General features: G+C 49.6%; 17 protein-coding genes, 1 tRNA gene and 1 pseudogene. 12 read left to right on the forward strand and 7 right to left on the reverse strand.

The annotated features are described in order from the left end of the window. Both H9I36_RS03800 and H9I36_RS03805 read right to left on the reverse strand, forming a co-directional pair. On the reverse strand, positions 1–203 hold a 203-nt coding region (locus H9I36_RS03800), incomplete at its 3' end, for a transposase (RefSeq protein ID WP_486389538.1). A 166-nt stretch (positions 204–369) separates the two neighbouring features. Beyond that, complete coding sequence (locus tag H9I36_RS03805; RefSeq protein WP_187384056.1) at positions 370–1,248, reverse strand: Rpn family recombination-promoting nuclease/putative transposase; 879 nt, start codon at positions 1,246–1,248, stop codon at positions 370–372. 706 nt (positions 1,249–1,954) lie between these two features. Between H9I36_RS03805 and eno the strand changes: the two genes are divergently transcribed. Beyond that, positions 1,955–3,256: a phosphopyruvate hydratase gene (gene eno / locus H9I36_RS03810; protein WP_187384057.1), complete on the forward strand. Its 1,302-nt coding sequence runs from the start codon at positions 1,955–1,957 to the stop codon at positions 3,254–3,256. 236 nt (positions 3,257–3,492) lie between these two features. On the opposite strand, the gene H9I36_RS03815 is transcribed toward eno, so the two are convergent. The 3 genes from H9I36_RS03815 to H9I36_RS03825 all read right to left on the reverse strand — a co-directional run bounded on the left by H9I36_RS03815 (position 3,493) and on the right by H9I36_RS03825 (position 5,185). Further along, the gene (locus H9I36_RS03815; RefSeq protein ID WP_187384058.1) at positions 3,493–4,116 is read right to left on the reverse strand and encodes a class I SAM-dependent methyltransferase; all 624 of its coding nucleotides are present in this window, start codon (positions 4,114–4,116) and stop codon (positions 3,493–3,495) included. Between the two features lie 14 nt (positions 4,117–4,130). After that, complete coding sequence (locus tag H9I36_RS03820) at positions 4,131–4,922, reverse strand: class I SAM-dependent methyltransferase (RefSeq protein ID WP_187384059.1); 792 nt, start codon at positions 4,920–4,922, stop codon at positions 4,131–4,133. Between the two features lie 107 nt (positions 4,923–5,029). Next, positions 5,030–5,185, reverse strand: coding sequence for a hypothetical protein (locus tag H9I36_RS03825; RefSeq protein ID WP_187384060.1), 156 nt, complete (start codon positions 5,183–5,185; stop codon positions 5,030–5,032). A 33-nt stretch (positions 5,186–5,218) separates the two neighbouring features. On the opposite strand from H9I36_RS03825, the gene H9I36_RS03830 reads away from it, so the two are divergent. From H9I36_RS03830 to H9I36_RS03865, 8 genes are all read left to right on the forward strand, one after another. Next, complete coding sequence (locus tag H9I36_RS03830; RefSeq protein ID WP_187384061.1) at positions 5,219–5,920, forward strand: ABC transporter ATP-binding protein; 702 nt, start codon at positions 5,219–5,221, stop codon at positions 5,918–5,920. A gap of 37 nt (positions 5,921–5,957) precedes the next feature. After that, entirely contained in the window at positions 5,958–6,791 is an 834-nt protein-coding gene (locus H9I36_RS03835) for a hypothetical protein (protein WP_187384062.1), read from the forward strand. Between the two features lies 1 nt (position 6,792). Further along, entirely contained in the window at positions 6,793–7,710 is a 918-nt protein-coding gene (gene pyrF / locus H9I36_RS03840) for an orotidine-5'-phosphate decarboxylase (RefSeq protein WP_187384063.1), read from the forward strand. Positions 7,711–8,199: 489 nt separating this feature from the next. Continuing rightward, complete coding sequence (locus tag H9I36_RS03845) at positions 8,200–9,984, forward strand: flavocytochrome c (protein ID WP_187384064.1); 1,785 nt, start codon at positions 8,200–8,202, stop codon at positions 9,982–9,984. Between the two features lie 182 nt (positions 9,985–10,166). Further along, positions 10,167–11,051: a dihydrodipicolinate synthase family protein gene (locus H9I36_RS03850; RefSeq protein WP_187384065.1), complete on the forward strand. Its 885-nt coding sequence runs from the start codon at positions 10,167–10,169 to the stop codon at positions 11,049–11,051. Between the two features lie 22 nt (positions 11,052–11,073). Further along, positions 11,074–12,306 (forward strand): tripartite tricarboxylate transporter permease, encoded by a 1,233-nt coding sequence (locus tag H9I36_RS03855; RefSeq protein WP_187384066.1) that lies wholly within the window; start codon positions 11,074–11,076, stop codon positions 12,304–12,306. A 98-nt stretch (positions 12,307–12,404) separates the two neighbouring features. Further along, on the forward strand, positions 12,405–13,082 hold the full coding sequence (locus tag H9I36_RS03860) for a hypothetical protein (RefSeq protein ID WP_187384067.1): 678 nt from the start codon (positions 12,405–12,407) through the stop codon (positions 13,080–13,082). Between the two features lie 61 nt (positions 13,083–13,143). Next, positions 13,144–13,773, forward strand: coding sequence for a hypothetical protein (locus H9I36_RS03865; RefSeq protein WP_187384068.1), 630 nt, complete (start codon positions 13,144–13,146; stop codon positions 13,771–13,773). A gap of 161 nt (positions 13,774–13,934) precedes the next feature. Here the strand turns inward: H9I36_RS03865 and H9I36_RS03870 are convergent. Both H9I36_RS03870 and H9I36_RS03875 read right to left on the reverse strand, forming a co-directional pair. Next, positions 13,935–14,192 (reverse strand): annotated as a pseudogene (locus H9I36_RS03870) (transposase); the annotation flags it as partial. Positions 14,193–14,369: 177 nt separating this feature from the next. After that, positions 14,370–14,442: transfer RNA gene (locus H9I36_RS03875), tRNA-Met, on the reverse strand. 646 nt (positions 14,443–15,088) lie between these two features. Here H9I36_RS03875 and rbr point away from each other — a divergent pair. From rbr to H9I36_RS03890, 3 genes are all read left to right on the forward strand, one after another. After that, positions 15,089–15,628 (forward strand): rubrerythrin, encoded by a 540-nt coding sequence (gene rbr, locus H9I36_RS03880; RefSeq protein ID WP_187384070.1) that lies wholly within the window; start codon positions 15,089–15,091, stop codon positions 15,626–15,628. A gap of 28 nt (positions 15,629–15,656) precedes the next feature. Continuing rightward, the gene (gene cls / locus H9I36_RS03885) at positions 15,657–17,246 is read left to right on the forward strand and encodes a cardiolipin synthase (protein WP_187384071.1); all 1,590 of its coding nucleotides are present in this window, start codon (positions 15,657–15,659) and stop codon (positions 17,244–17,246) included. Positions 17,247–17,413: 167 nt separating this feature from the next. After that, positions 17,414–18,361 (forward strand): bile acid:sodium symporter family protein, encoded by a 948-nt coding sequence (locus H9I36_RS03890; RefSeq protein ID WP_187384072.1) that lies wholly within the window; start codon positions 17,414–17,416, stop codon positions 18,359–18,361. Positions 18,362–18,432: the final 71 nt, after the last annotated feature.

Raw genomic sequence — 18,432 nt, forward strand, 5'->3', positions numbered from 1 at the left:
ATCACAGGATTATAACGGCTTGCTCCGCCTCCTTTCGTATATTTTGCAAATACTTCTTCTATCCCAAGCTCGTCTACTGTTTTACTAACAATTCTTACAAAATGATTTTCCGGTACAAGTTCTTCCATGCTCGGTGGCAAAAGCCACTGTTCATGCTGATTGTACGCCTTGAATGTGATTTTATCGCTTACTCCTCTGCTCATACTTAAATTTTAGCATAGAACAAATCTTTTGTCTTTAAAAATAATCAGGGCTGTCCTTACTTTTTGGACAGCCCCTTCTTTTATAGGAGACGCTCATAAATCCTGCGCGGGGAACTTCGCGCTCCGCGCTCGTTGCAAGTCGCGCATTGCTCGGATTTATGAGCTCTTACAGTTTTTCGATCTCCGCTTCCGAGAGACCGGTCATAAGGCGAATCTCAGAGAGCGGGTACTTGCGTTCAGCCATCAGCTTTGCCGTCTCTCGTGCTTTTTGATACGAGCCTGCGGCAATACCGTCGCGTCGACCTTGTAGGAGTCCGTCTCTTCTGCCTTTGCGTATTCCCGTAGCAACGCCCCGCTCAAAGCCGATCTTTTCACCCTGCTGTGAACCCTCTCTTAGTAAATCATCTTTCCAAATATTCAACGACATATACCAACTCCTGAACTTTTCGTTCCGTTTCGCTTTTTCGACAAGCTCATCGATGTGCTCTGTAAAACCGCTCGTCGCCCGCCTCTCGCAAAGATACTCCAACAAAGCGCTCAATTCAGGTTCATCTTCTTTACCGTAGGCACCCACATTATAAAATACTTTATACGATTTGTCATCAAGAAAAATACCGCCGTCCTCACTGCATAAATTGCGAAACGTATACACAGGTAAACCTCTACCGAAGGGATCCTGCGTACAGATAAAGATGACGTAGCTCTCTTTTAATTCCGCATAACTCTGTCCGCGTAAGAGGTTATCGACATCCATAAGGCTTTGGTAATAACGTGTGCGTTTGGGAAGAGAAGGCGGGATCGACGTTTGTATTTCGATATCGAAGATGCGCTCGGGATCTGAGACATAAACGTCGAGACGTATACCCTTACTTTCGTAAAAGGGAGCAATCGTTTTTTGCAGCGAGGGATATTCTATTTTACCGACTTTGATATGCAGGAGCCGTTCGATGACGCCCTTGCAGATCATTTTGTTTTTCATGACCGTGCCGAACATAAAGTCGTCGGTAAAGGAAAGTTCTTCGACGGGTTTATGGGTATATTCCATGGGGATATCCTTGATTATTGAGATAGCGCGGCAAGGAAGCCGCTGCAATATATATCGTTTACAAAGCTATAAATTACGCGGTTTTTTATAAAAATAAACGGATGTACCGCAAAACCCGACTGCGATTCCTTATGAGGGCATACGGAGTGGCGCGTGCGTCGTACCAGGAGATGCTTGCAAATCCTGCGCGGGGAACTTCGCGCTTACGCGCTCGTTGCAAGTGGCGCGGAGAACTTCGCACTTCGTGCTCGTTGCAAGTGGCGCACTGCTCGGATTTGCTCTTTTTAAGTCGAGAGAAGAAAAACGGACAAGCCGTTTTTCTTTTATCCGTGCGGAGGCTTTTATACCTCATCCTTTCGGATGTAATAAAAGGTGTGAAAGCCGACTGCAACTCCTTATGAGGACACACAGCGCGACGTTTACGGCGTGCTGTGTGATAGGACACGCTCGCAAATCCTGCGCGGGGAACTTCGCTCAATGTACGGCACGGATGCCGCCTTTCGCCTCCGTATGAAACTCATTACCCATTACACATTACCAATTACAAATTGATAAAGCACATTACCAATTACAAATTGATTTCCGTGATCTCCACATTGACACGCGCCGCCGTTTTTATATATAGTAAATAAAGCGGTGTTCAACCTATCTTGCAACTCTGCATACCGAATTTATCAATTGCAATTCATTTTTAAGGAGTGTTCGTATGAAATCTTGCCTTATAACAAAGATAACGGGAAGAGAAATTATCGACTCGCGCGGAAATCCGACGGTCGAAGCTGAAGTGACGCTTGCCGACGGAACCGTCGGAACGGGAGCGGTACCGAGCGGCGCATCGACGGGTACTTATGAAGCCCTCGAACTGCGCGACGGAGACGCAAAGCGCTTCGGCGGAAAAGGCGTTTTAAAAGCCGCGGAAAACGTAAACCGTGCAATCAACGAAACGCTCGTCGGAAAAGACGCGTCCGATATCTACGCGGTCGACCGCGCAATGATCGCTGCCGACGGCACGAAAGACAAATCGAAATTCGGTGCGAACGCGATCCTTGCGGTTTCCATCGCAAGCGCGCGCGCAGCGGCTTCTTCTCTCGGCATTCCGCTCTACCGCTTTTTCGGCGGCGTCAATGCGACGAATCTGCCCGTCCCGATGATGAACATCTTAAACGGCGGCGCACACGCTACGAACAGCGTCGACACGCAGGAATTCATGATCATGCCGGCAGGCGCTCCGTCTTTTAAAGAAGGACTCCGCTGGTGCACCGAAGTGTTCCACGCATTGCAGTCCATTTTAAAATCGAAAAAACTCGCGACGGCCGTCGGCGACGAAGGCGGATTTGCGCCCGATCTCGCAAGCGACGACGAAACGATCGAAACGATCCTCGAAGCGATCAAAAAAGCCGGCTACGCTCCGGGAAAAGATTTCCTGCTCGCTATGGACGCGGCTTCTTCCGAATGGAAGGGCGGTAAAAAAGGCGAATACAAACAGCCCAAAAGCGGCAAAACGTTTACGTCGAGCGAACTCGTCGCGCACTGGAAATCACTCGTCGAAAAATATCCGATCATCTCCATCGAAGACGGTCTCGACGAAGAAGATTGGGAAGGCTGGCAGCATTTGACGAAAGAACTCGGCAAAAACGTGCAGCTCGTCGGCGATGACCTGTTCGTCACGAACACCGAGCGCCTCATCAAAGGCATCCAAAACGGATGCGGCAACTCCATCCTCATCAAGCTGAACCAAATCGGCTCCATCTCCGAAACGATGGACGCGGTAAAGATGGCGCACAAAGCGGGCTTTACGGCAATCATATCGCATCGCTCCGGCGAAACCGAAGACACGACGATCGCAGACCTCGCAGTCGCTCTCAACGCAGGCCAAATCAAAACCGGCGCACCGAGCCGCAGCGAACGCGTCGCAAAATACAACCGCCTCCTCCGCATCGAAGAAGATCTCGGAGCCGGCGCGGTGTACCCCGGATTCGGCGCGTTCAATGTAAAACGCAACGCATAGTTTTCGAAAAGAAAGTACGGACGACACGCAACGGAAGAACCCGCCTTCCGTACTTCGGTAACCCTCATCCGCGCTCACGCGCGGACGCTTCGCGGTACTCCACGCGGGCGTAGGCTGCTCGCCCCGCAATCGAACGGCGCACGGATCGGCTTATAACAAAGCCGCCCGTGCGCCTTTTTATTAATAATTAATAATTTTTTAGCGGCTGCCGAAATCATTCGAGTGTCGGAAAACGCTTATTTTACCGCGCGGACGGTGAGCCAATGCTTTCCCTCGCTTCGATACGTTTCAATGCGCGTAAATCCCGCCTCTCGAAGATAGCGTTCCAATTCTTCTTTGCCGTAAATTCTCATACCGTCTATGATAGTCGTCCACTTTTCATCGGCTTTGTTTTTGCCGTCCGCTTCATTGACGACCATGAAGACGCCGCCGGTTCGCAGTACACGAAACACTTCGGAAAAACTTCGATCGGGACCCGGCCAAAAGTAAACCGTTTCGAACGCGCTCACCAAATCGAAAGTACCGTCGGCAAAGGGCAAAGCGGAAACGTCGCCCTGTACGATGCGACACCTGCCGTTTTGTACGGCATCGGCATTCACTTCCTGCGATTTTTTAACCGACACTTCCGAATAGTCGAGTCCCGTAACTTCCGCCTGCGGGTATCGTTTTAACAATTCCGCAACGTTTCGTCCGCCGCCGCAACCGCAGTCCAAAATCGATTTCGGCCGAATGTCGCCGAAAAAGCTCATTCCCCAATCGGCAAGCGGCGCGTGTCCGCGGTTCATGCCCTCCACCATAAGCTTACCCCAAAAGCCTTCGGGCTTTTTCGTATTGCCGAACAGTTTATTTAAAATACCCATTTCCGGTCTCCCTATTATTTTTTGCCGACGAGCAACGTCGAGCCCGTAAGCTGCAACGACTTCGCTTCTTTCGGCGACATAAACATGCCCTGCGTCGTGTCGATCAGTTCGGCTTTTTCGTAGCCTTTCGCTTTTAAGTCCGCAACAAACGCATCCATGTCGCCGTAACGAGAGCGGGACATGAGATCGTGAATCGCGAAGACACCGCCTTTTTTCAGCACCCGAAGCGTTTCAAAAAGCAGCGCCTGTTTATTTACACCGGTGATATTGTGATACACGTAATTGCTCGTAACCGCATCGAAGCTTTCGTCCGGAAAATCGAGTTTTATCGCATTACCTTTTTCGAAGCGTACATTCGAAACGCCTTCAGCCCGCGCGTTGTTTTCGCACAGCGCTTTGCTGAACGAGCGGTACTCCGCACCCCACGGATCGACGCCGAACATCGCACCTTGCGGATTTCGCTTTGCGCACGCGATCGTAAGCGCGCCGCTGCCGCAGCCGACATCGAGTCCCGTACCGCCTGAGGGCAGCGTCACATACTTCGCGACCCCTTCGATAATACCGCGTGCCATCTGCCGCTTGCCGTTGTAATCGAATGCGCGGTACCAGCGCAAAAACAGTACCGCAGCGGCACCGAAGCCGATAAAAAAGAGCGCAAACAGTACCGAAAGTACGGCCCTGAGCGTTCCCGAAACGCCGACGCCGGCAATTCCGAAAACAGCGAGCAAAATAAACGAAACGCATGTGCAGGCGGTAAAAAGAACGAGCACTTCTTTCGGTACCCAGTTTTTATAATCGGGTTTCATAGATTCCTCCATCGGCGGCGATATTTCAGACGAGAGTTTTTATGATGTTTTCGCAAAAACTATATGCTTTTTCGAAGATAATTGCAAGAAGTTAGAAGTAGCTAATTTTACGCTTCGACCGACTGCTGCTCTTTCAAAAGCAGTTCGATAAAGGTCGTGCGCGCTTCCGCGACGGCGGCCGGTTTCCTGCGCAAATCGTGAGCGGGTCGAGCGATCGCATCCCGGGCTTTTTCCCGCGAATCTGCAAAGCCGTCATAGCACACCGTACGTAAATTCGCTATACTGTCCGTATATCTATGGAACCGATATTGACTGTTGAAAATTTAACGAAACGGTACGGTGCGAAACCCGCACTAAAAAACATTTCGCTCGTACTCGAATCGGGGCGGATCATGGGACTCATGGGGCCGAACGGCAGCGGCAAAACGACGTTTTTGAAAATCGTCGCCGGTTTGCAAAAAGCGAACGGCGGAAAAGTGTGCGTATGTGGAAATCAGGTCGGCATCGAAAGCAAAAAGTACGTATCCTTTTTACCCGATCGTAATATTATGCCGAAGTGGATGACGGCGTTCGACGCTTTCGATTATTACCGCGATTACTTTGACGATTTCGATGTACACAAAGCGCTCGATATGCTCGACTTCGTCCGTCTCGAAAAAAACGTTCCCGTCTCGCAGATGTCGAAGGGCATGATCGAAAAACTGAATCTGACTTTGTGTTTTTCACGCAAAGCGAAATTATTTTTGCTCGACGAACCGCTCGGAGGAGTCGATCCCGTTGCGCGGGAGAGAATCGTATCGGCTATCGTCAACACGTACAATCCTTCTTCGTCGATCATCGTGAGCACGCATCTCGTGCACGATATCGAGCACATGTTCAACGACGTGTGCTTTATCGGTAAAGGCGAAATCGTGCTGTATGAAGATGCGAGCGCGCTGAAAAGCCGGCGCGGCATGGACATCGACGAACTGTATATCGATACGTTCAAGGAACTGTAAAAAGCGGCAGTTGGAATATCGCCGTCAGGGAGCTGTAATGATCATGCAAGCAACGTTGAAACAGGAATGGAAAGCGAGCCGCCTGCGCATTTTGTATACGAGCGCCGTCATTGCGATGGTGCTGCTCGGCGCGGTTCTCGTCAATTTTATCGCATATCAAACGAGGTCGGATCATCTTTCGCTCTTCGGCATGATACTGTACGGTATCGGATTTTGCTGTATGGGGATTATCCCGCTGTATGCGTTGGTGCGCGGAAGCGGCAATATGCAGCCGATCCTTTTCGGCGATACGGGATATCTTTCATTGCTCGTTCCGGAGCGCAGTTATGCGCAGCTCGGAGCGAGGCAGCTCGTAAATCTTGCCGAATACGTCATCTATATGCTGCCGGCTCTGTTGTATCTGTCGTTTATGGCGCCGACGGCGGGGCTGCTCTTTCACGGCGCTTTTTCGGAATATCTTCCGCTTGCACTCAATCCGGGTATGTCCTACATCGAAAACATAAAGCAGCTGTACCGCTTTGCATTTGCCGAACATTTTTTAGAACTCGTACAATTCGGCATCATGGGTATTATTTCTTTTGCGAGCTGGCAGGCGATGTTCAATTTTGCAATGGCGCTGTACTCCGCTTTTATCCGCACGAAAAAGCCGAATAAATTTTTGATCGTCGTAATCATCTTTTTTCTGTTTTATTTTCCGATGCGCATCGGTACGCTCGGCTTCGATACCGACGTGAGCGATATGGTGCGGGACTCTTCATTTTATGGAGCGGTGCTGCGCTATTCGTGGAATCATACGCTGCGCTATGCGATTTTCGGCGCGGTGTATTTTTTGGCGACGGGCTGGCTTATGGAACATAAAATAGAGGTGTGATGTGAAACATGCGATGGAGCGCCTGCGGGAGCTTTCGAAAAAAAACGGGCCGCTGTGCGTCGGACTCGACACCGATCCGTCGTATATCCCCGAAAGCGTTTTGCGCCGATTCGGCGGAAAAGCTGAAGCGGTTTTCGCATACAACAGAGAAATTATTAATCGAATCGCGGCCGACAAAAGCGCATGCTGCTGTAAAGTACAGATCGCGTATTACGAAGCGATGGGTATTGCGGGGATGAGCGCGTATGCGAAAACGCTTTCGGCGGTGAGGGCTGCGGGTTTGTCGGTCATATCGGATATCAAGCGAGGCGATATCGCGAATACGGCGGAAGCCTATGCGCGCGCGCATTTTTCGGGCGATTTCGAAACGGATATAGCGACGGTAAATCCGTATATGGGTTTCGATACGCTTTCGCCCTTTGTAGATTTTTGCAAAAAGGGCAAAGGGATATTCGTTTTGCTCCGCACGTCGAATCCCGGAGCGGCGGACATCGAGCGAAGGGAGCTTAAAGAAGGAGGCGCCGTGTTCGGCATCGTCGGCGCGGAACTCAAACGGCTTGCGAAAGAATGCGCCGAGGATTATCCGACCGAGTGCTGTCCGCCTGTCGGTGCCGTCGTCGGCTGTACCGAAGAAAGCGATGCCCGTATTTTGCGCGACGCATATCCCGAACTCTTTTTTTTGATCCCCGGCTACGGAGCGCAGGGCGGAAAAGCGCGAGTTGCCGCAACACTCCTTTCCAAAGCGGGCGGCGTTGTAAACTCTTCGCGCGCTCTTTTGTGTGCATGGAAAAACGATGCGGATCTCGTACGAAAAGCGGATGAAGGAGTGATCACGCTTTCCGATATGGCCGATGCCGCCGCTCGAAGCGCGCTTTCGGCAAAAAAAGAATTGGGAACCTCTAAAAACTGCAGTTTTTAGAAGTAACTTTAAAAATGCGATTTGGCGTAGGCGGCGGATTTTCAAAAACGCTCCTTGCACGGCACGGATGCTGCGCGAGCGGTCTTTTGTGTTAGGGATTGGAGGGACGGCGGAGTCGTTCCCGACCGAGCGGAGCGAGGGAGGGAATGGAGCGCTCATGCGCGGAATCCCGGAAAGCCCGGCGCCGAGCGGGCGAGGCGCAACACCCGTGAGAAAGAAATGCCTGTCCGAAATACGGAAGGTGCTTGGTGTGCCGCCCGTTCGAAATGTATGCGCCGATATATCCTGCTGCAACGCCGTCTACAAACGCCGTCGCGAACATTGTCATTTATAAACCGATATGCTAATATCAAACTTGCATGGCGCATTTTATTAAATCGGAAATTGAACTTGGAAAATCGTCTCTAAGCGCGGACGCGCGGGATTTGTTCCGTCGTGAAGTGCACGTATAAATACGTTTTATATTTATTTTTTTTTATGGAGGAAAAAATGAAAAAATTCGCTTTTTTTAAGCGGACGGCAGCGGTGATGCTTGCAGCGTCACTGCTTTTTGTTTCTTGCGGCGGCGGAAGCAAATTCAAAGCGGGAACCTATACCGGCGAGGGTACGGGTATGGGCGGTGCGCTCACAGTGCAGGTAAAGCTTTCCGGTTCGAAAATCGAATCGGTAACGGTGACGAAGCACAACGAAACGCCCGGTATCAGCGATCCCGCGATCGAAAAGATTCCGGCGCAGATCGTCGCTTCTCAAAAAACGAACCTCGACGTTATCGGCGGATGTTCGATCACGAGCCGCGCGATTATGCAGGCAACGGATGCGGCGCTGAAGAGTGCGGGCGTCGATATCGAAAAGCTGAATGCAGCAACCGCTTCTTCTGCGGAAACGAAAGCGGCCGATGTTGAAAAGACGGCGGACGTTATCGTTGTCGGTGCGGGCGGCGCGGGTATGGCAGCCGGCGTTCAGGCAAATCAGGACGGCGCAACGGTCATCATCATCGAAAAGACGGCACGCGTCGGAGGCGATACGATTATGGCCGGAGGTGCGCTGAACGCGGTCGATGAAGGCAGCGAAACGGCAAAAGCGAACAAGGATTCGGTTGCGCTGCATTACAAGCAGACCTATGAGGGCGGCGACAAGCAGGGAGACCCCGCTTTGATCCACGTACTCACCGACAATGCGTGGAAAGGCGTCGAGTGGCTCAAATCGATGGGCATGGAATTCAAGCCCGGCACGTTTACGGTAACCGGCGGTTTGTGGCCTCGCGCGCATAAACCGGTAGACCCCGTCGGCACGGGATTTTTCAAAACCTATAACCGCTATATCGATTCGCACGAGGGCATCGAAGTGATGCTCAATACGAAGGGCGAAAGCTTTATCGTCGAAAACGGTAAAGTCGTCGGCGTCAATGCGATCGGCGAAACGGGTAACAAAGTGACGCTCCGCGCGAAGAAGGGCGTAGTTCTTGCGACCGGCGGTTTTGCACGCAATGTCGAAATGCGCGAAAAATACAATAAACAGTGGCCGACGCTCGGTGCGAATATTCCTTCGACGAACCCGCCGAGTTCGACCGGCGACGGTTTTGCCATGCTCGAACCGCTTCACGCGCAGCTCGTGCAGATGGAAAACATCCAGCTCCTGCCGCTCGGCGATCCCCAAACGGGAAGCCTCTCCGGCAATATCGAAATGGATGTCGAACGCCGCATCTTTGTCAATAAAAACGGCGACCGCTTTGTCGATGAAGGCGCGAGGCGCGACGTTATGACAATGGCGCTGTTCCATCAGCCGGATAACTATATGTGGATCGTACTCGATTCGCACTGCTATCCGACGGGCGACGAAAAAAACAATTTCAACGAATCCGCGAACGAACTCGTTGCGGCCGGCCGCGCGGTGAAGGCGAACTCCGTCGAAGAACTTGCAAAAGCGATGAACGTTCCCGCCGATCATCTGAAAGCGGCGCTCGACGATTTCAATAAACACGTCGCCGATAAATCGAAGGATGCGTTCGGCCGTACGCTTTATTCAACGCCGATCGACAAGCCGCCGTTCTATGCGGCTCCCCGCGTTCCGACGGTTCACCACACGATGGGCGGCGTCAAAATCGATACGGGCTGTCACGTGTACAACACCGACGGAAAAATCATTCCGGGCTTGTATGCGGCGGGCGAAGTTACCGGCGGCATACACGGTGCGAACCGCTTGGGCGGCAACGCGCTCACCGATACGGTCGTATTCGGACGCATCGCAGGTACGAACGCAGCGGCGGGCAAGTAATCGTCCGTTCTAAAAGCAGACCTTTCGGAAGGGCTTTGAAGTGCAGACGATAGTGTACAGGCGGCCCTCTCTTCGGGGAAGGCTGTTTTTGCGTACTTATCGATTTCATGTGAAGTTCAAAAGCGGCGGCTGAAATATCGTCGCTGCTTTTGAATGCCGAGCCGTTTTTTATGGGAGGTTCTATGAAAAAATTATACGGCGTTATTACCGCTATGACGACGCCGTTTACTCAAGACAATAAAGTGGATGTCGTTGCGCTTGAAGAGCAGACCGAATTTTTAATTCAAAAAGGCATTCACTGTTTGTATCCGTGCGGTACGACGGGTGAAATGTTTTCGATGTCCGCCGAAGAGCGCGAACTCGTCGCCGAAACCGTCGTCAAAAAAGCCGCCGGCCGCGTAACGGTTTTCGTCCACGTCGGTGCAATGTGTCAGGACTGTACGATCCGTCTTGCAAAACACGCGCACAGCATCGGTGCGGACGGCGTGGGTATCATTACGCCGGTGTTCTTCCATGTCGATGACCGCGCTATGGTCGAATATTATAAAACGGTATGTGCCGCGCTGCCGGACGATTTTCCCGTGTATGTATATGTGATTCCTCAGCTTGCGCACAACGACATCGGGGCTGCGACGATGGAAGAGATCGCTTCCGCGTGTAAAAACGTCGTCGGTGTAAAATACAGTTTTGCCGATATGCGCCGGATAAACGAATATCTGCAAGTGCGCGGAGGAAATTTTTCGGTTGTTCCCGGAGCGGACGATCTCTTTTTGCCCGCGCTGTCGTGCGGCTGCGACGGTACGGTGTCCGGTTGTTCGGGCCCGTTTCCGGAAGCTTTCGTCGACGTGTATAAAGCGTTTCAATCGGGCGATATTGCCGCGGCTCGGAAAGCGCAGGTTAAAGCAACGAAATTGGCGATGATTATGAAATGCGGCGCGAATATGTCCATATTCAAAAACATCTTAACGATGCGCGGTATTCGCGGCGGATATATGCGACGACCGCTTCTCGATTTGACTGCCGAGCAGGTTGCGGAACTGAAAAAAGAAGTTGCATCGTATTTGTAATTGCAAATACGGTGTAGAGTATATGGCTTTTTATGGAAAAGGCGGTCTCGCGCTCGGTATAAACGTCATCTATTCGTTTATCGGAGGGGTCTTTTCGACGCTGTGTCTTATTTTGTTTTCAACGCCGATCGCGAATTTCACCGTAACGTTCAATGCACCCGAATACTGTATGCTCGCGCTTTTCGGCCTTTCGATGATGATCGCCGTGTCGACCGGCAACGTGCTCAAGGGTACGATACTCGGCGTCGCGGGCATCCTGCTCAGCTGCGTGGGACTCGATCCTCTGCTTGCCGTGCCGCGATTTACTTTCGGTTCGGTCGACTTGCTTGCCGGCATTTCGTTTATCCCCGTTATGATCGGTATGTTCGGTATCGGCGAAGTGCTGTATCAGATGTATTCGCGGAACCGCGCGGAAGAAGCGGCGGAAATGAAAGCGCGGAAAGTCAATCTTGCGCTCGGCCGCGTTTTGCCGTCGTTTAAGGAATTCAAAGAACTCACAATACCGACGCTTATCGGTGCCGTTGAAGGAACGGTCATCGGCGCGATTCCCGCAGCGGGCGGCGACATCGCATCGATTATCTCGTGGGGCAATGCAAAAAAAATGAGTAAGCATCCCGAAGAATACGGAAAGGGGTCGATTGAAGGGCTCGCCGTTTCTTCGACCGCAAACAATGCGGTTATCGGCGGGGCGATGACGACGATGATGACGCTCGGTATTCCCGGAGATTCGGTTACCGCCATTCTTATCGGCTCTTTGACGATGTACGGCATGCAGCCGGGTTTGAAAATGTTTACTGAAAATGCCGACTTTACCGCAAAGATTATGCTGCTCATGCTGCTTGCGAACGTCGTTTTTTTGATCTTCGGCCTCGTTACCGCAAAAGCGTCCGCAAAAGTGCTGAATGTTTCGCAGCCGACCGTTTGGACGGCGGTATGTCTTTTGTGCGTCGTCGGCTCCTATGCGTTGAATAATAATTTTTTCGACGTCATCGTCATGTTTGCCGCTGCTCTTCTCGGTTTTGTATGCAAAGTATATGATTTCCCGACGGGCCCCTTTGTGCTCGGACTGCTCCTCGGCAATATGATGGAAGCGAATTTCCGCCGCGCGCTCGTAATGAGTCATGGCAATCTCATGACGTTCGTGCAGCGTCCCGTTTCCTGTGTGCTTTTGATCGCGACGATTCTTGCGTTCTCTTGGCCGGTTATTAAAAATATAATCGATGCGCGGAAGGGCAGTGCACGAAAGGCGGGATAAGTGCGAGATTTTTTTATCGACGGCTTCCTCAATGCGGGAAGCCGTTTTTTATACCGTGCCAGTTGAGTGAAAAAAAAGATAAACAGGAGGCTAACAGTATGAATAAAATGAAAGCGATGTTATTGTTTTTATTGTATGCCGCAGCACTGCGCGCATATTCTCTCCGGGCGCAAACAAATCAGACCACGGCAAAAATCATTTCCGATTTTGTCAATAAAGATTTACCGGCAGGGAAAAAACTTTTTATACTTGAGATTGTACCGGGTAACTTTACAAATTCGGGGCATGATGAGTTTTTGGTTTCTTTTGATACGATGCGTAATGCCGATTTATACAGTAGAGGACTAGCTAAAAGCGTTGACAAAGCTAAGGTTTTTGTTATTGATAAAAATAAGGTCGTTGCTTCCTATTCGTTGGATAATTATGGAGCAGGTTACAAAGAAGATGGATTAGAAAAGATTTATTCGGGGTTATTAAAAATACCCATGCCGGAGCTGGGGCGATCCTGTGCCAACGGATGGGTCGGCGATTTCAACGGAACAGGACGCGATCAAATTTGTTTGTATGTAGCTAATGTTGTTCAATATCCGGTCATATATGAATTTTTTAACGGTCAATTTAAGATGATATTGCCGTACGACGAATATGATTTCTGCTATATAATTTCAGCAGATAAGAAGAAGAAAAATATCAAACTGAAAAAATATAAAGATGATCAAGGTTATACTGTTACTGTCAGATGGAACAGCGATAAACTGATGTACGAACAGGAATAAGGATTGCTGTTTTGCGGGCAGTTTTCGGATAATAAAATTCGGGTTATAATGAGGAGATAAAGTGATCGGCAGATTGAATATAAAAAAAATATTTTTCACATCAATTATATTGATCTACCTATTTGTTATCACAGGTATGATGCCCAACAAAGATGCAGCCGACATTTCGCTCGAATTTAACAAAACGGAGCAAGAACCGGCTAATATTTTTCCACAAAAATTACTCGATTCGGAATACAAGCCCTCCCCTGCATTGCATGAATATGCGATGGAAGCGAACCGCCGTATCAACGATTTTTTTCAATATCTTGTTACAGGAAACACGGCGGATCGAAGTAAATCGTATATCGGTCATTGGATACTTGAAAATACCAACGGTGAAAGAAAAGGAAGCGGAGAATCGTCAGAGGGGCATGAATGGGGTGCCGGATATGCCTGCGATATTTTATTGCAGAAAAATCAATTATTCTATAGCTGTGCCGGTGCCGATTCATATCTTTATTTTTCCGAAAGCGGCAACGTATATATAAAGCCGCAATGGTATTATGGAATAATAAAACAAATAAAAATAATTAATAATTACATGTATCTTTACGTATTACAGGGTGATAAATGGATACTCGATCCCGTCCACGAAAACGGAGCGTATGGCTATGTAAAATACGGTTCCGTAAATATTACAATACCGTAATAGAATAGTAATCTCGGTTGAAGCACCGGAAAATCGTCATGGCTGAAAACTATACTAATAAAATATACGGGACGGTTGTTTTTGGCGAAAGATAGTCAACTACCACCACTAAAGGTGGTGGCTTGAAAAGAAGCGCTCAAAGCGGTTAGCCTAGCCTACGGCTACAGGCCTAATTGTTCCTGCAATTCGTCTTGTTGAAGATCGTCTTTCTCCTGTTCACGGATATACTTCCGTATGCCTTCTTCATCAAGTCCCACCGTCGAAACAAAATACCCTCGTGCCCACATATGCTGCCCCGTAAAGTATCTTTGTCGTTCTCCATACCGCCTTGCTATATACAGGGCACTTTTACCCTTTATGTATCCCACCACCTGTGCAACCGAATATTCCAGCGATATCTCCATTAATATACGAAAATAATAAATATTATTCGATGTCTTATAAAGCAAATAGGGCTTAGCCATATTCACCTCACTAAGATCGTAAACTACTTTATTTAAAGTGTTTACTTAAATTAGTAATTTGAATCACGCTAAGCCCTACCTGTGTGGGTTTAGTAGTGTGCTAATTTCTTGTAACACAAGCAATCAGCAGTTTAGCGGGGGCAGGACTTGAACCTGCGGCCTCCGGGTTATGAGCCCGACGAGCTGCCAACTGCTCTACCCCGCGTCGTATGTTTAGTTATAGTATTGCTTATCGGATAAATAGTCAAGAGTTCGTTCGCGGTACACACGGAAATCAATTTTTAATGGGTAATGTGCTTTATCAATTTGTAATTGGTAATGTGTAATGGGTAATTATTTGGAAAAGAGACACGATACGGCATGTGCCGTACATTAAGCGAAGTTCTCCGCGCAACTTGCAACGAGCGCGGAGCGCGAAGTTTCCCGCGCCACTTGCAACGAGCGCGGAGCGCGAAGTTTCCCGTGCCACTTACAACGAGCGCGGAGCGCGAAGTTCCCCGCGCCACTTGCAACGAGCGCGGAGCGCGAAGTTCCCCGCGCAACTTGCAACGAGCGCGAAGCGCGAAGTTTCCCGCGCCACTTGCAACGAGCGCGGAGCGCGAAGTTCCCCGCGCAGGAATTCTCAAGCGTCTCCGATAAAAGAAAAACTCGTCGAGCGTTTTCGACCCTCGACTTGCTCTTTCCTTATGCCGTATTTCACGGTATAATCAATACAGCTATGTACATTGAACGAAGCCGTGATAATTTTTTATCATTTCCGCTTTTTGCGTTGCAAAACACGGTTCGCGCGGTGATCGTGCTTCGGCAAAGCATCGCTGCGTGCGGCTCACATTATGTTATTCGAGGCTGCTATGGCACAACTGAAAGGTTCAAAGACAGAAGAAAATCTCAAAACGGCGTTTGCGGGCGAATCGCAAGCTCACACGAAGTATCTCTATTTTGCAAGCAAAGCGCGCAAAGACGGATACGAACAGATTGCCGCACTGTTTGAAGAAACGGCGCATAACGAAAAAGAGCACGCAAAAATATGGTATAAGCTGCTCAACGGCGGTATCGGTACGACGGCGGAAAATCTCAAAGCTGCTGCGGCCGGTGAAAATTACGAATGGACCGATATGTACGCCGAATTTGCGAAAGTTGCAAAAGACGAAGGTTTCGATAAAATCGCGAAACTCTTCGAAGGCGTCGGGGCGATCGAAAAGACGCACGAAGAGCGTTATCGAAAACTGCTCAAAAATGTCGAAGACGGTCTCGTGTTTTCGAGAGACGATGATCGAATTTGGCAGTGCCGGAACTGCGGTCATATCGTCGTCGGAAAAAAAGCTCCCGACGTTTGTCCGGTATGCGCACATCCGCAAAGCTTTTTCGAAATCCGCGCTGAAAATTATTAATTAACGGAAAGCCGGTAATCGGGGGTATATGACGGCAAAGCGAAGAAAAAAAATCGACCGGAGCAAAGACAGCGAGTATCACAAATGGCTTACCATGCCGATCGTGCAATCGCTGATCTACGGCAGGATCATCTTTATGATTCTGCTCCTCGTGTTGCAGCTTTTGCTGTTTGTCGGATTTTTTCTGTGGCTCGGCTCATCTATAGAATACTTCCTTGCCGTCAGCCTCTTTGCGAGCATCGTGTTTTTTGTTTTTTTAATAAACAGAGAAAGCAAAAACGAATACAAACTCGCATGGCTGCTTCCCATCTTTATTTTCCCTTTGAGCGGAATCTGCTTTTACATTTTAGTGCACTATCAAACACTGACGAGCAAAATGCAAAAGCAGATTTCCCGTGCGGATAAAAACGCCGCGCAGAAAATTATTAATTCCACATACAAAGAAGAAAAACTGCCCTATCCGGAAATACGCGATATCATAACCTATTTGAAAAATTCCGCATTTTTTTTGCCGTATGCGCATAGCGACATCTCGTATTATCAAAGCGGGGAAGACGCCTTTCCCGAAATGATACGGGCGATGAAAGCTGCAAAAAAATTCATCTTTATGGAATATTTTGCGATCTTTCCCGGCGTTATGTGGGGAACGATCCTCGATACCCTTGTTGAAAAGCGCAAAGAGGGCGTCGAAGTCCGCATCATGTACGACGGCTTCGGCTGTGCGCCTCTTTCTCCGCGCAGCTATCGAAGATACCTGCATTCTCTCGATTTGCAGGCGGCGATCTTTACGCCGGTCATACCCATATTCAACGCATACCTCAACAACCGCGACCACCGCAAAATCTGTATCGTCGACGGGAAAACGGCATTCACCGGCGGCATCAATTTAAGCGATCAATACATCAACAAAACACACAAATACGGCTATTGGAAAGATACCGTTATCCGCGTGACGGGGCCGGCCGTACGCTCTTTTACCGGCATGTTTTTGGAGCTGTGGGATATCGTTACCGAAACGAAAGAAGACATCAACACCTATGTCGATGTGCGTCATAAAAAATACGATGTGCCGGGGATCGTCATTCCGTACAGCGATAACGCATATAACAATCAGGACATCGCGGAAAACGTATATTACTATATCATTACGCAGGCAAAAAAATACGTGCACATAACGACGCCCTACGTCATCATCGATAATCAAATGATGAACGCGCTCATCTTTGCCGCTCGGCGCGGAGTCGATGTGACGCTCCTCGTTCCACATACGATCGATCACTTTATCACGTTTTGCACGGGGCGCGTGTTTATCAACACGCTCGTCGAAAACGGCGTGCACGTATACGAGTTTACGCCCGGCTTCATTCACGCGAAGATGTTCATCTCCGACGATACGACGGCCGTCGTCGGTTCGGTCAATCTCGATTACCGCAGCCTCTTCGACCAGTTTGAAGACGCCGCGTTTATCTACAAGCATCCGGTTGTCGCGGAGATCGAAGCCGACTTTCAAAAGACGAAAGCGCAAAGCTCCGAAATAACAAAACAAACGTATAAAAATACGCCCGTTCACCGCCGCATCATCGGCCGCATATTCAGAGTGTTCGCACCGCTTCTCTGACAAGGCACGGCAACTGATTAATAATTAACAAATTACGTGGAATTCCGAATTTTCGACAACTCGAAATCGAACCTCTTAATTTTTCTCACTCATTCCGCTTTACATTGTTGTTTAATTTATGCTAAAATACTTTAATATAGCTAAATATACATAAAGGATGTACTTGTATGGAATTTCTCGAAAAGCTAAGTGCATTTTTCGGCAAGTGGATGGCGCTCATCGTCATCGCGGTCGCCGCTCTTGCGCTGTTTGCGCCGCAGACCTGTCTTTGGATCAAAACGAGCTGGATAAATTGGCTGCTTGGCATCGTCATGTTCGGCATGGGACTCACGCTCAAGATGAGCGATTTCAAAGTCGTGTTCAGCCGGCCGAAAGATATCATCATCGGCTTTATCGCGCAGTTTACGCTCATGCCGCTCATCGCCTTTGTTTTGACGAAGGCGTTTCAGCTGCCGACCGAAATCGCCGTCGGCGTTATCCTCGTGGGCACTTGTCCCGGCGGTACGTCGTCGAACGTGATGACCTATCTTTCAAAGGGTGACGTTCCGCTGTCGGTCGGCATGACCGCGGTATCGACACTGTTCGCGCCGCTTATGACGCCGCTTTTGACACTTCTGTATGCGGGACAGCGTGTCGATGTCAATGCCGTCGCGATGTTTTTGTCGATCGTAAAAGTCGTGCTCGTGCCGATCGCGCTCGGTTTGGTGTGCAATTATTTTTTCGGAAAAGTGACGCGCGAAATCGTGCGCATCCTTCCGCTTATTTCAACGCTTGCGATCATCATGATCATTGCAAGCGTCGTGTCCGCAAATTCCGGACGCCTGAAAACGGTCGGCGCAATGGTTGTCGTTGTCGTCGTACTTCACAATCTGCTCGGCTATGCGGCGGGATACGGCGTCGGAAAATTGCTGCGCCTCGACGCGACGAAGTGCCGAGCGCTTTCGATCGAAGTCGGTATGCAGAACTCCGGACTTGCGACATCGCTTGCGGCAACACACTTTGCGCAATATCCCCTCGCAACGATCCCGGGCGCGGTGTTCAGTGTGTGGCACAATATTTCAGGCGCCGTGTATGCAAACTTCCTTGCAAGCCGGCATCCCGACAAAGCGAAGTAAAGTTGCTTCTAAAAACCGCAGCTTTTAGAGGCAACGTTAGAAATGCGATGTTTTGTCATGCAATGACACGG

Source organism: Treponema sp. Marseille-Q4130, from assembly GCF_014334325.1.
GTDB lineage: Bacteria > Spirochaetota > Spirochaetia > Treponematales > Treponemataceae > Treponema_D.

Coding starts and splice junctions, on each gene's coding strand:
- H9I36_RS03805 (WP_187384056.1), bottom strand. CDS start 1,248: ATGGAATATACCCATAAACCCGTCGAAGAACTTTCCTTTACCGACGAC.
- eno (WP_187384057.1), top strand. CDS start 1,955: ATGAAATCTTGCCTTATAACAAAGATAACGGGAAGAGAAATTATCGAC.
- H9I36_RS03815 (WP_187384058.1), bottom strand. CDS start 4,116: ATGGGTATTTTAAATAAACTGTTCGGCAATACGAAAAAGCCCGAAGGC.
- H9I36_RS03820 (WP_187384059.1), bottom strand. CDS start 4,922: ATGAAACCCGATTATAAAAACTGGGTACCGAAAGAAGTGCTCGTTCTT.
- H9I36_RS03830 (WP_187384061.1), top strand. CDS start 5,219: ATGGAACCGATATTGACTGTTGAAAATTTAACGAAACGGTACGGTGCG.
- H9I36_RS03835 (WP_187384062.1), top strand. CDS start 5,958: ATGATCATGCAAGCAACGTTGAAACAGGAATGGAAAGCGAGCCGCCTG.
- H9I36_RS03845 (WP_187384064.1), top strand. CDS start 8,200: ATGAAAAAATTCGCTTTTTTTAAGCGGACGGCAGCGGTGATGCTTGCA.
- H9I36_RS03850 (WP_187384065.1), top strand. CDS start 10,167: ATGAAAAAATTATACGGCGTTATTACCGCTATGACGACGCCGTTTACT.
- H9I36_RS03855 (WP_187384066.1), top strand. CDS start 11,074: ATGGCTTTTTATGGAAAAGGCGGTCTCGCGCTCGGTATAAACGTCATC.
- H9I36_RS03860 (WP_187384067.1), top strand. CDS start 12,405: ATGAATAAAATGAAAGCGATGTTATTGTTTTTATTGTATGCCGCAGCA.
- rbr (WP_187384070.1), top strand. CDS start 15,089: ATGGCACAACTGAAAGGTTCAAAGACAGAAGAAAATCTCAAAACGGCG.
- cls (WP_187384071.1), top strand. CDS start 15,657: ATGACGGCAAAGCGAAGAAAAAAAATCGACCGGAGCAAAGACAGCGAG.
- H9I36_RS03890 (WP_187384072.1), top strand. CDS start 17,414: ATGGAATTTCTCGAAAAGCTAAGTGCATTTTTCGGCAAGTGGATGGCG.